The 14132-nt window shown below is 38.8% G+C and carries 9 protein-coding genes; 8 read left to right on the top strand and 1 reads right to left on the bottom strand.

Annotation, left to right across the window (positions count from 1 at the left end):
- The first annotated feature begins 138 nt into the window (after positions 1–138).
- From ACFSGI_RS12000 to ACFSGI_RS11980, 5 genes are all read left to right on the top strand, one after another.
- Positions 139–1029, top strand: coding sequence for an ABC transporter permease (locus tag ACFSGI_RS12000; protein WP_204824359.1), 891 nt, complete (start codon positions 139–141; stop codon positions 1027–1029).
- Positions 1030–1102: 73 nt separating this feature from the next.
- Positions 1103–1981 (top strand): carbohydrate ABC transporter permease, encoded by an 879-nt coding sequence (locus ACFSGI_RS11995; RefSeq protein WP_204824358.1) that lies wholly within the window; start codon positions 1103–1105, stop codon positions 1979–1981.
- 261 nt (positions 1982–2242) lie between these two features.
- The gene (locus ACFSGI_RS11990) at positions 2243–4306 is read left to right on the top strand and encodes a beta-galactosidase (protein WP_204824357.1); all 2064 of its coding nucleotides are present in this window, start codon (positions 2243–2245) and stop codon (positions 4304–4306) included.
- A gap of 261 nt (positions 4307–4567) precedes the next feature.
- Positions 4568–5545 (top strand): LacI family DNA-binding transcriptional regulator, encoded by a 978-nt coding sequence (locus tag ACFSGI_RS11985; RefSeq protein ID WP_204824356.1) that lies wholly within the window; start codon positions 4568–4570, stop codon positions 5543–5545.
- 184 nt (positions 5546–5729) lie between these two features.
- Entirely contained in the window at positions 5730–7202 is a 1473-nt protein-coding gene (locus tag ACFSGI_RS11980) for a glycoside hydrolase family 32 protein (protein ID WP_204824355.1), read from the top strand.
- Between the two features lie 292 nt (positions 7203–7494).
- On the opposite strand, the gene ACFSGI_RS11975 is transcribed toward ACFSGI_RS11980, so the two are convergent.
- On the bottom strand, positions 7495–8538 hold the full coding sequence (locus ACFSGI_RS11975; RefSeq protein ID WP_379283292.1) for a glycoside hydrolase family 53 protein: 1044 nt from the start codon (positions 8536–8538) through the stop codon (positions 7495–7497).
- A 578-nt stretch (positions 8539–9116) separates the two neighbouring features.
- Between ACFSGI_RS11975 and ACFSGI_RS11970 the strand changes: the two genes are divergently transcribed.
- The 3 genes from ACFSGI_RS11970 to ACFSGI_RS11960 all read left to right on the top strand — a co-directional run bounded on the left by ACFSGI_RS11970 (position 9117) and on the right by ACFSGI_RS11960 (position 14092).
- On the top strand, positions 9117–10721 hold the full coding sequence (locus ACFSGI_RS11970; RefSeq protein ID WP_379283290.1) for an N-acetylmuramoyl-L-alanine amidase: 1605 nt from the start codon (positions 9117–9119) through the stop codon (positions 10719–10721).
- A gap of 157 nt (positions 10722–10878) precedes the next feature.
- Positions 10879–12036 (top strand): C40 family peptidase, encoded by a 1158-nt coding sequence (locus tag ACFSGI_RS11965; RefSeq protein WP_204824353.1) that lies wholly within the window; start codon positions 10879–10881, stop codon positions 12034–12036.
- Between the two features lie 328 nt (positions 12037–12364).
- The gene (locus tag ACFSGI_RS11960) at positions 12365–14092 is read left to right on the top strand and encodes a carboxylesterase family protein (RefSeq protein ID WP_204824352.1); all 1728 of its coding nucleotides are present in this window, start codon (positions 12365–12367) and stop codon (positions 14090–14092) included.
- Positions 14093–14132 lie beyond the last annotated feature (40 nt).

Here is a 14132-nt window from a genome sequence, read left to right as displayed (position 1 = left end):
TCGAACAGTAACAAAAGGATATGAGAAAATAACGACTCTATCCAGAGTCGTTATTTTCTTCCTATCTACTGAACAGCAATATATAGAGATATAGAAATATAGAGGAAAAACGATATACAAGGTATTAGGAGGAGAGAAATGAAAACACTTAGAAAAACGTGGCCGTTCCATGTGATGTTGCTACCATCTATGATTTTCTTGCTTATTTTTAGTTATGTACCGATGGCTGGGATTGTAATGGCATTTCAAGATTATAAGCCATGGTTAGGATTTACAGGTTCCGAATGGGTAGGACTGGCTAACTTCCGTTATTTATTTGAACGACAAGATAGCATACAGGTCATCTGGAATACATTAGTTATTGCAGTGTTAAAATTAATCTTTAATTTATTTGTGCCCTTTATTTTTGCGATCTTGTTAAATGAGATTCGTCGTGTGAAATTGCAACGTACGATTCAGACATTAGTATACTTACCGCATTTTCTTTCATGGGTTATTTTAGGTGGTATTTTAATTGATTTGCTAGCAACAGATGGATTTGCTAACCGTATTCTTAGCACATTCGGTGTACAACCGATCTTCTTTCTCGGGGATAATGACTGGTTCCGGTTCACAGTCATTGCATCTGATGTATGGAAGGAATTTGGATACAATACGATCATTTTCCTGGCAACATTAGCAGGTATTAATCCTTCTCTTTATGAAGCAGCAGAGATGGATGGAGCGACTCGATTCAAACAAACATTGTACGTAACGATCCCTTCAATGATTCCTATGGTAGCGGTAGTTGGTACGCTGGCACTTGGTAATGTATTGAACGCTGGATTCGATCAGATATTTAACTTATACAATCCGCTTGTTTATGCGAAAGGCGATATTATCGATACCTTCGTATATCGGACAGCGATTTTGAATGGTGAAATGGGCTTTGGTACAGCGATTGGATTATTCAAATCAGTTATCAGTATGATTCTTATTCTCCTGTCTTACCGTTTGGCATACAAATGGGCGAATTACCGTATATTCTAAAGGTTATGCAGTAACCTTCGTACCACATCAACGGATCATTTAAAAAGCGAAACGTAAAGGAAAGAGGGAGAATATGTATTTCAAAACTAAAGGATATCGCGTTTTTAATGTATTTAATACTATTTTGCTTATCCTATTATCGATTATGTGTATCATACCTTTAGTGCATGTACTGGCTATTTCACTTAGTTCCAAAGCGGCAGCAGATGCGAATCTAGTCGCTTTGTGGCCGATTCAATTTTCATTAGAAGCATACAAAAAGACCATGTTTAATCCAGTATTTTTGCATTCGATCTGGATATCGGTATTACGTACAGTTATCGGTACAGCGATCACATTATGTCTAACCTTTCTAGCTGCTTATCCATTGTCTAAAGACAACTCGGTATTCAAAGGACGTAATATTTACTCTTGGATTTTTGTATTCAGCATGGTATTTACAGGTGGATTGGTGCCATTCTATATCGTTATTCAGAAATTAGGCTTGATTGATTCATTCTGGGTACTGGTATTGCCTGGTGCTGTCAATACATTCCTTGTGATTCTAATGCTTAACTTTTTCCGCGGAATTCCTAAAGAACTGGAAGAAGCCGCATTTATCGATGGAGCAGGCCCTTTCCGTACATTGTTTACAATCTACTTACCGATCTCATTACCATCGATCGCAACGATTACATTATTCAGCATGGTATTCCACTGGAACTCGTGGTTCGATGGACTATTATATCTAAACAATGCGAGCCAATTCCCGCTAGCAACTTTCTTGCAAACCGTTATTATTCAACAAGATATGAGTTCAATGAGCTCAAGCCCGAAAGAAATGGAATTGATCTCTCAAACAACCGTCAAAGCCGCTCAAATCTTTATCGGCGCAGCACCAATCTTAATCGTATATCCGTTCCTACAAAAATTCTTTGTTAAAGGAATGACTTTAGGTTCAGTAAAAGAATAGTAACCAAAATCTTTTAAGCATCTATCCTTACCCTTGCCACCACCATGCAAAGGGCGCACTTTATCTTTTAAAAAGTTGCTCCCTTATCAGAGCGCAGGGAACAAAATCAATTCTGAAAGAGCGAAGCGTTCGCCTTTAAAGTCAGATATCGACTGCCTAGCAGTCAATCAAGATATCTGACTTTACCAACGACGACAAGAATGATTTTGTTCCCGGAGCGGTCTAACTAAGGCAAATATTTAACCATTAAAGGAGCCTATCATGACAACTATTGAACCAACGTGGAACCAAATGCTTCATGGAGCTGATTATAATCCTGAACAATGGCAACATCGTCCCGATATTTTAGAAGAAGATATTCGCTTAATGAAATTAGCCAAATGTAATGTAATGTCTGTAGGCATTTTTTCTTGGGTAGCGTTAGAACCAGAAGAAGGTGTGTATAACTTTGAGTGGTTAGATCGCATTTTAGATAATTTTGCAGCAAATGGCATCTCAGCATTATTGGCTACACCAAGTGGAGCACGTCCAGCATGGATGTCTGCGAAATATCCTGAAGTATTGCGTGTAGAAGCGAATCGTGTGCGTAATCTGCATGGTTTCCGTCATAATCACTGTTTTACTTCTCCAGTCTACCGCGAAAAAGTAGAAACAATGAATACCAAATTAGCAGAACGTTATGGAGAACATCCGGCAGTCATCGGCTGGCATATCTCTAATGAATACGGTGGCGAATGTCATTGTCATTATTGTCAGGATGCGTTCCGCACATGGGTACAGGACAAATACACTACACTGGATAATCTTAATGAAGCATGGTGGACTAATTTCTGGAGCCATACTTATACTGATTGGTCTCAAGTTGAATCGCCTGCACCGCATGGTGAGACTCAAGTGCATGGTATGAATTTGGATTGGCGTCGTTTTGTTACCGATCAAACAGTAGATTTTTGCCGTCATGAAATAGAGCCTTTGCGTAAAATCAATCGTCTATTGCCTGTAACGACTAACTTTATGTTTACTGGTAATTTTGATGGACTCAATTATTGGAAGTTCGCTGATCTACTGGATGTATTGTCATGGGATAGTTATCCAACATGGCATGATCAAGCAGGAGATGCTGTACAAGGCGCAAGTATTGCATTTATGCATGATATCGTTCGTTCGATCAAGCAAAAGCCATTCTTATTGATGGAAAGTACTCCAAGCTTAACCAACTGGCAAGAAGTCAGTAAAAATAAACGTCCGAATATGCATATGTTGTCTTCATTACAAGCTGTTGCACATGGATCAGATTCTGTACAGTATTTCCAATGGCGCAAAAGTCGCGGTTCAAGCGAAAAATTTCATGGCGCTGTTGTAGATCATGTAGGTCATGAGCATACACGCGTATTTCAAGATGTGCAGGATGTGGGACAAGCATTGTCCAGTATGCAAGATATCGTAGGTAGTCATGTGAATGCAGAAGTGGCTGTTATCTATGATTGGGAAAATCGCTGGGCGATTAAGGACAGTCAAGGCCCTCGTAATATCGGGATGAAATACGATGAGACTGTACTCAATTGCTATCGTCCTTTCTGGGAACGTGGTATTCCTGTTGATGTGATCGATATGGATCAAGATTTGTCTAAATACAAAATCGTTGTAGCTCCTATGCTGTATCTGGTACGTGATGGTGTAGGCGAGCGAATGGAGAAGTTTGTAGAAGCAGGCGGAACACTCGTAAGTACGTATTGGTCAGGTATCGTAAATGAGACAGATTTATGTTTCCTTGGCGGATTCCCGGGTCCATTGCGTAATGTATTGGGCATCTGGTCAGAAGAAATTGATGGATTGCATGATCATGATCGTAACCAATTGAAAATGAAAGATCATAATGCATTACAATTGCAGGGTACGTATGAAGTGAAAGAACTTTGTGATTTGATTCATTTGGAAAATGCACAAGCATTAGCTGTATATGGAGATGACTTTTATGCAGATCGTCCGGCACTGACGGTAAACGCATTTGGTCAAGGGGAAGCTTATTATATTGCTGCTCGTACAGAGTATTCTTTCTTACAAGAATTCATTGGAAAATTAACAGAACGTCAAGAAATCAAGCGCACATTAGCGGTCGATTTACCTGAAGGCGTAACTGCTCACTCACGTACAAACGGCAAAGATGAATTTCTGTTTATTCAGAATTACACATCAACTTCCCAACAGATTGTATTGGATCAACATACCTATTACGATCTGTTGGAAGAAGGAGATAACAATGGAATATCCAGTAAATTAGAGGTTCCAGCTTATGGTATTCGTGTTCTCAAAAGAAGTGTATAAATCATAAAAGCAAGGAAGGAATGGAACGTTCATTCCTTCCTTATTTTTATATACGATTCAATTTTAATCTTTATTTTGATATAGATTGGCTATAAATATCACCTTCAGATAAATTATATGTCGAAACAATTAAAATAACATTGAATATTGTTGTACTTTCATATATATTGAAATCTGAAAGAAACGTATATTGCTATATAGAGAAAGTTAAACCGTTTACATTTATTGTTTATTATTCAAATTATCAAGAGGGGGAGAGACATGCCGACCATACATGATGTCGCCAAACATGCTGGCGTCACTCCAACAACAGTATCCCGGGTATTAAATAACAGGGGCTATATCAGTGATAAGACTCGCAAAAAAGTATATTCTTCGATGGAAGAGTTGAACTACCAACCGAACGAAATTGCACGTTCACTCAAAAATAAGCAATCCAATATTATTGGGTTGATCGTACCGGATGTGTCGCATCCTTTTTTTGCTTCATTTGCTAGTCATATTGAGTATTTTGCTTATGAAAAAGGAATGAAGGTCTTACTATGTAACTCGCATCTTGATCCGATCAAAGAAAAAGAATATATCGATATGATGCGTGGTAATCGAGTCGATGGCATTATTATGAGTAGCCATACACTGGAAACAGAACAATATCTAAATGTGCAAAGCCCTATTGTTACATTTGATCGTCAAATAGGGGATATTCCTTTTATTTCTTCGGATAACTATATGGGAGGCAAGCTGGCAACCGAATTGCTAATTCGTAAAGGATGCCGTAAGATTGCTCATATTTGTGGAAACTTACAGTTGAATCTACTTGCCAATGAGCGAAGTAAAGCTTTTTTGGATGTGGTCAATGTACATAATGTTGAACATATTGTAATCGAAACAGATATCAATGTTTTCCATACGCGAGAATATCAGCAATTGATTCGCGATATGTTATTAGATCATCCAGATCTCGATGGAATATTTGCGACAAGTGATATTATTGCAGCTTATGTAATCAAAGAATGTATGGAAATGGGAATTAGTGTCCCTGAACAAATCAAAGTCGTTGGTTATGACGATGTAAGTGTTGCTCCCTGGATTACACCATCCCTTACAACGATTCGTCAGCCGATTGAAGAAATAGGAAAGTTGTCGATCACATTATTGAGCCAACAAATTAATAATGAAGACTATGTCATCCAAAATCAGCTAGATGTCACTTTGATTGAGAGAGCTTCCACCATGTAGTGTGGAGGTTTTTTTATAAAAGATATGTTAACCGATTGATACGCAATAAGGGATAATGACTACCTTGATATGACACCTTGTCACTTTGCCAGTATTTTATATAGAATACACAAGCCGTAATGTGTATGATTTACTTCAATAATAAAAAACTTTCTTATTCAATCAAAGAAGGGGAAGATTACTGATGAGCTACAGTATTGAGCGAGCTAATTCATTTATTGCTGAATCCAAGCATTTATTAGTAGATCAATATCGTTTACATTATCATTTTATGGGCGAGTTTGGTTGGATCAATGATCCGAATGGCTTTATTCAATACAATGGAGAATATCATTTATTTTATCAATATCATCCGTATCAACCGGTGTGGGGGCCGATGCATTGGGGACATGCGGTAAGTAAAGATTTAGTAGAATGGAGACATCTCCCTGTTGCTTTGGCGCCGGATCAACCATATGATCGTGACGGTTGCTTTTCAGGAAGTGCGATAGAACATAATGAAAATCTTTATCTATTATATACAGGTCATATTATGACAGGGCCTGATATCACTAAAGACTATTACCAAGTTCAGAATATAGCCGTATCTCAAGATGGTATTCTTTTTGCAAAAGATGCTCATAATCCGGTTATTAATACAGATCAGATTCCGGCTCATACCAGTCAAAAAGATTTTCGCGATCCTAAAGTATTTGTACGGGATGGACAATTCTATATGGTACTCGGCTCTAATGATGATCAAGGCAAAGGATTGATTTTGTTATATCGTTCTGCTGATTTGCATACATGGGAATATGTCAATGTAATGGCGCAAAGCGATGGTACACTGGGCGATAACTGGGAATGCCCTGATGTATTTGAATTAGATGGGGTAGATGTATTAATGATGTCCCCGCAACGAATGGCACCTCAAGGCAATAATTATCATAATTTGCATTCTACCGTCTATATGATCGGTAAGCTAAATACCGATACAGGTGTTTTTGATTATCATCAGTATATTCCAATCGATTATGGTTTTGACTTTTATGCTTGTCAGACGACCTTAGATGATCAGGGTAGACGTATTATGATCGGTTGGATGGATAGCTGGGAAGCATCGATGCCTACACAAAATGGGCATCATTGGGCAGGGGCTATGACATTACCGCGTGAAGTGATTCGTGAAGGCGAACACTTATTGTTCCGTCCTGTAGCAGAGTTAGAACAATATCGCTTAGATGGATTACATGCCGAATCATTTGAAGTTCAAGGACAACAAGTACTTGAATACACAGGTGAAAGTTACGAGATCGAACTGAACGTTGATGTTACCAAAGCCGAAGAATTTGCTATCCATTTACGTACAGGCGAAACAGAAACAACAGTACTTAGTTACTCACCGTTAGAGCAATTATTCCGTTTCAATCGTGATCAATCCGGTATCGGACCCGGTGGCGAACGTATTACTTCATTAGCCACACCAGCAGGAAAGCTACACTTACGTATTTTTGTAGACTTGTCTTCTGTCGAAGTGTTTTTACAAAATGGTGAAAAAGTAATGACCGGACGCATTTACCCACAACCAGAATCACAAGGAATAGCTTTATATTCCAACGGCATCACGCAAGTACAATCTTTACACATCTGGAACCTAGCCAAACCCGAACAGATATAATCTATTTTATCTAAAAAAAAGAGCTATTGTGCTGTCAACAACACAGCCTCAATAGCTCTTTTTCCTTTGTCCACATGATGTCTGCTCAATAGATTACTTCCATCCAAATGTACCTCATTATACAATCGGAAAGGAAAGTATAGTCCTGAACAAGCGAAGCGCTCGCCTTTGAAAAAAAAGCCGACTGCCTGGCAGCTATTCAAAGCATTCTTTTTCAACAGCGACGACAAGCATATTACTGCTCCTGAAGCGACTTCTCTTTTCAGCACTAACCTAATGATCATTCAAGCTTTTAGTTCAAAAACGCATCCAAAGCAATCGTTACTTTTCCTTTAGAATCAAAAGCGCCTTTAGTGTAAGCGTACCATGTACCATAAGATTCAGGTTCCCAGTAGAATACGCCTAACCCTTTACCACCGGACACCGAACGTGTTTTGTTCAAAATATCAGTCAAAAATGCTTTGGAAGTCGTAGGATCGCTTGCATCCATACCTACTTCACAGACCATAACTTCTTTGCCATAACGAGCAACCATATCATTCATATTGGTCAACGTCTGTTGATTCAAAGTTTGCCAATTATTTTTCTCTGGGTAAAGCGACATTCCGATGACATCATATTTAGCACCATTAGCTTTGAGCCCGTCAAACATCCAGCGGTATAACGAATTATCATATCCATTTGATAAATGCACGATCACTTTTGTGCTACTATTTACCGCTTTGGTAGCATCATAACCTGAATTAATCAACCATGCGAAATTTTTCATATTGGCTGAAGCGCGTCCTTCTTCCCACAACATACCATTGTTCGTTTCGTTACCTACTTGTACCCATTCTGGAGTCACACCTTGAGCTTTGAGAGCGGTTAGAACATCATACGTATGATCATAGACAGCTTTCATTAATCCGTTAAAATCTTTATTCGCCCAATCTTTTGGTTTGGTCTGATTAGCAGGATCAGCCCATACATCGCTATAATGGAAATCGATCATAATGCGGAAGCCCATTTGTTTAGCACGAACAGCTTGCTTGATCACATCTGCTTTATTAGAAAAGTTTTTAGCTGGATTCACCCATACACGTAGGCGAATCGAGTTCATCCCATGATCTTTTAAAATTTGCAGAGCATCTTGTTTGACACCAGCATCATTATAAAAAGCCCAGTTGTACGATTCCATCTCAGATAACCAGCCCACATCAGCACCTTTAGCAAAAGTCGCTGCATCGACTGTAGGAGTAAGCGGAGCGACACTATAACTTAACCCTGTAAGAATCGAAAGACTAAGTACAACCCCGGATATACGCTTCATGATTTTACCAGACCACTTGAACATAAATAACCTCCTAGAATTTTATTGTATGCGTTTACATTTAACTTCTAAAAATTATTCCTTTCAGCAAGGAACATCATTTATTGTAGCTTGACTGTCTTTCCAATGTAACCTATAAAAATTCAATATTTTAGCACTTTTGACAATAGAGATTCGCAAATTACGTTTTGTATACTTAGGTATACGTTGTAGCAATATGTAGGATATCAAGATAGCTAGTATACAATACGTTAAAAATTACACTGATGATTTACAATGCAACAGATACGCTTTATGATATAACTGTTGTTACATAGTAAAGATTACGTATAACCAAGTTGATTTTGCTGACAAAGTTGTTTTTTTAAATAAACGATTTTTCTTTTTAAAAGGAGTTGTATATGTAATTGGCGAAATAAATAACAAGAATGTTATAAAAATGTTGCAATCGCTTAAAGGTTACGTCTGAACTTACCGATAAATAAGGTATTCAGTCTTTCCTTTTGACTACACAATGGAGCTTTTTGACATGCAGTTGTATCACAATAATGACTGGGACATCGCATCATACATAATGTGAACCAGGGAATGGTAGGGATAACATGAAAAAAACAGGTTTGTGGATGCTAACTTTAATAATGATTTTAATGATAGTATTGCCTTCTACAGGACATGCTGCAATTACAGAAAGCACTCATATTAATTTGGATGGGCAAGAGTTAGCTTTACCAGCAAGCGGGCAAGTGGAGACGGTTAATGGCACAGTCATGGTACCGTTACGTGTCATTGTTGAACAATTGGGCTATAAAGTAAGCTGGTCGAACCGTACACAAACAGCCACAATTAAGCAAAACAAAACGACATTACAACTGGCGGCTGGAAGTCATACAGCTACAGTAGATGATAAAGCGATTGATTTGCCAGAAGCTCCTTTATTGCAAAATGGAACAACACTTGTACCTCTTCGATTTATAAGTGAAAATACAGGAACTACTGTGAAATGGGACAATACAGCCAAAACGGTATACTTGACTACTCCCAAAAAAGTAGTAACTCCTGCTAAAGGTAACACTACAGACACAACAACACCGGCAGATACGACCGATCAATCTGCTTTGCAAGCGATTAGCTTTAGTGACAGTCGTTTAACCGTCACTTTAAATGGAACAGCATCACCTAAATACAGTGCTTTGACCAATCCTAATCGAATCGTGCTTGATTTGCCAAAAACAGCGTTCTCGGAATCATTTTTAGATGGTAAAGTAATGAACTTGGGAAATGTAGGTAAAGTAGATGTAACAGGTGATCCCGATGTAGCTGGTATCCGATATTCATTATTTAGCAATCAACCTTCTACAGTACGTGTGGTCATGGATCTGAACAATGCACAGAAATACAAAGTGATTAACAATAACAAAGGTGTAGTGATTGTAGAATTAGACGGGGCAGTGAAGCCAGCTTCTACGATTACGAATGGAAATGGTACAGCTAATAATGGCAATACACAAGTCTCAGGTAATCCTAATACGTCAACAGATCCAGTAGTCGTAACCAATCCAGATGGTTCACCATCTACTGATCCGAATAGTGATCCTACTACAACACCAACCGATACCCCTTCCAAAGCAGTACCAGTTACACCAGGTTCTGGGCCTGGTAAAGATGGCAAAAAATTAGTAGTGATTGATGCGGGTCATGGTGGCAAAGATTCAGGAGCCATTAGTATTACAGGCAAATATGAAAAAGACTTTACATTACCTGTGGTGCTCAAAATTCAAGCGTTACTCGAACAAGAGCCCAATATTGATTTTGTATTAACACGTAGTGATGATAGTTATCCTACTTTGCCGGATCGCGTGAAAGTTGCTAATGATCTGAATGCAGATGTATTTGTATCGATTCATGGAAATAGTACGACTTCTGCGGTTTCTCCAAGTGGTACAGAAATGTATTATAGCCGTGCAAGCAGCTTAACACTCGCGCAAATTGTGCATAAGCATGTAGTAGCTGCGCTAGGATTATCTGATCGTGGTATTCATCAGAAGAGTCTTCATGTGACAAGAGAAACAACGATGCCTGCGATATTAATCGAAGCTGGATATTTGAGTAATCCAACCGATGAAGCGTTGATGTATACAGATGCTTTTCAAGAACAATTGGCGGAAGCTGTTGTAGCTGGAATTAAAGAATATTTAGGTGTTTCCTAAACAGGTTGTAGGATCGCGATGAAACATTAATGTTTCATTTTAAAGAGTGTGTGGTAATGAACCACGGTAAACTAATGACGAACTTGTCATTTTTGGTGGTTCATACATAACTCTACATATCAGACAGAAGGCAACAGCATTTTCAAGGAGGGCATCTATGAAACGAAATCTCATTACTCTGGTAACCGCAGCGCTGTTACTTACTTCTACGCCTCAAATGATAGAAGCAGCAACTACAACAGTACCTGTTGGTAAAGTCAATCTTCCTGTTAACTTCCGTTCAGGCCCTACAGCAGATAGTACAGTGTATGGCACACTTCAGCCTGGTACGAATATTAAGATTCTGCGCGAAGTTAACAGTTACTGGTTACGGGTAAAAGTAGGAGTAAAAACAGGCTATGTATCGGCAAGCTATATTAATTATACGCCTACGCCAAAAGAAGCTAATCCGGTGAGTACACCATCCACATCGAATACAGTTTCTAGTCAAGAACAGTCTTCAAAATTGCAGACTGCCAAAGATACACCAACTGCTCCAACAATTACTCAAGCAAGTGCACCGACACCTGCAAGCACACCACCGGTCACACCTGTACCACGCAACAATGATCCTGGTACAGGTATTGTAGAACGCGGAGTTAACTTTCGTGCACAACCTACAACAGGAAGTGATGTGTTACGAGTATTGCCTGTTGGCGAGACGTTCAAAGCGTTAGAACAGCCAAGTGTATCATGGATCAAAATCAAAGATAGCACTGGAACGGTAGGATATGTATCTACAGATTATGTTTCCTATACATTGCCTGCATCAGCGACTCCTGTTTTAACAAGTTTACCTGTAGATGCTATTCCAGAAGTGGATGATGTGCCTTTTCAACCACCTGTAACAGTTACACCTCCGCCTACACTTGCAACAGGTTCACCGTTAAATGAAGCAACGGCTGATCTTATTTTAGGTAGTGCATTAGCATTACAAGGTATTACACATTATGGATATGGTAAAAATGAAGCACCTACGTTATTCGATTGTTCTTCATTTACACGATATGTATTTGGACAAGCAGGGATTGATCTTGCCTGGGGTACACAATACCAGAAAAATGTAGGTATTGAAGTAGAACGTGGACAATGGCAAAAAGGAGACTTACTCTTTTTCTCAGGTGGCGACCCTAATGTGATTTCTCATGTAGGCATATACGCTGGCGATAATAAGCTAGTTCATAATAGTGTGAGTTTGGACGGCGTTGCGATCTCTAATCTCGATTTAGATTATTGGGTGAAGCATTATGTAACAGCTCGTCGCGTTTTACAATAAATAACAACAGTGTTAAATCACTGGAAACGATAAAAGCAAATCGTTATTTTCTTTACAAAATGTAGAGAAAGTAGCGGATTGCTTTTTTTTATAAAACTATTGTAAGCGTTATCAAAAATGTGTATACTACACATCATATAAAGGATTGTTACTGCGCTTAGCAGGCAAAACCTAATTTAGCTATAGAAGGGCACATTACTGTGTACCTCTAAGTGCTGAGTTAGGTTTTTTTATGTTCATTTGTGATGAATATAGCTCAAGCATGTACCTTTCTTTGTATATTCACTTGATGTGATTTTTTGCTTTACATAATGAAGGAGGTAGTCAAATGAAAATGAACAAAAAAAGAATGTGGTTGTGGTTGCTCATATTAATATGTGTATTGTCTAGCAACAGTATTGCTGAAGCAGCCGCTCCATCTAACCAGACAAAGAGTGATACGATAAACTATAAATATCAAAATAATGTGAAGCAACCAACAAGTGTTGGTATATTTACAGGGTTACAAACAGGTAACAATAATACATTAGTCTGGTCAGGTATTCCTTATGCACAAGCTCCTGTAGGTGATTTGCGCTGGAAAGCTCCTCAACCACTATCCTCGTCTGCTACTGAAAATTATAACGCACGTCAGGCAGGTAATATCTGTACTCAATTAGCAGCCGGCAAAGTAGTAGGTGATGAAGATTGTCTCTATCTTAATATTTATCGTCCACATACTACAGCTACAGATCTGCCTGTGCTTGTATTTTTACATGGTGGAGGTAATGTTACCGGTAGCTCTGCCGCTTTGGAAGCAGAGTCATTAGCGACCAGTACCCAATCGGTTGTAGTCACTGTGAATTACCGCTTAGGATTGTTGGGATGGCTTAACAATACTGCTATCAAAAGTGGTAATCGGTTAGAAGATTCAGGCAATTTTGCACTGTTAGATCAGATTGCAGCATTGAAATGGGTACAACAACAGATTGGTAGTTTTGGCGGTGATCCAGACAATGTTACACTTGGCGGTCAATCTGCGGGTGCACGTGATGTATTAGCATTGGTTATTTCACCGCTGTCTAAAGGACTATTCGCTAAAGCAATGCCTTTGAGTGGCGGGATGACTACAGCTACACCGGCGGAAGGACAAGCTTATTCTGATAGCAAATTAGCCGGAGTACTGGTTCAAGCAGGTAAAGCCAGTACGACAGCAGAAGCATTGAGCTATCTTAAACAAAACGATGCTTCAACTTTACAGCACACGCTTCGTTCATTAGATAGCAAACAATTGGTACAAGCAGTAGGAAGCGTTATGATTCGGATGTCTGAATTTCCACATTTATTTGCCGATGGTTATGTATTACCGAAAAATGGATTTGACGTTGTGCAGAGCGGAAAATACAATCGTGTTCCGATGTTGATCGGTAGTATGAAAAACGAATTTAATGCATTTGCTGCATATGATCCACAGTTTAGCGAGCATTTCGCTTCCAATTCATGGACAACAGCAAAACAAAAGCAGTTCTGGCAAGCCACGCAGTATGGCAGTCAGCTATATTCTGCTTTTAATGCAGATCAAGTAGCAGATACATTTACAAAAGATACACAAGCGTTACCGATCTATGTGTACCGTTTTGCATGGGGCACCAAAGTAGACGGTCTACAAGCACCGGCTAAATATTTAGCTGCTACGCATGGGGTAGATATGGACTTTTTGAGCGGTCATTTTGCTGAAAGTAATTACGCATCACTATTTAAAAATCAATTTTACAAAAACGATAACGAAGCAGGAAGAATACAACTAATGCATCGTTATCGTCAATATATTCGTCATTTTTTACATGATCAATCGATGAAAACAAGTGCTACACTTGCCTGGACATCATGGCAACAATCACGTAAACTGCTACAATTCGATGCTACCAATACAGAAGCAACATTGAAAATGATTGAGCCAGCACCGACTTCAGCCCAAATGATGTCTACCATTCAATCCTCATTATCTAAGACTTCAACGTCTGTAGTATGGGATAAGGTATTAAAAGGTAGATTTTTTATGGATGCTCAATATTAAAAAAGATACATTTTTTTGTAAAAGTACTGGATTAGTGAGT

It is taken from the genome of Paenibacillus nicotianae, assembly GCF_042681745.1.
Taxonomy (GTDB): domain Bacteria; phylum Bacillota; class Bacilli; order Paenibacillales; family Paenibacillaceae; genus Saccharibacillus; species Saccharibacillus nicotianae.
This window is presented reverse-complemented; position numbering and strand designations above follow the sequence as displayed.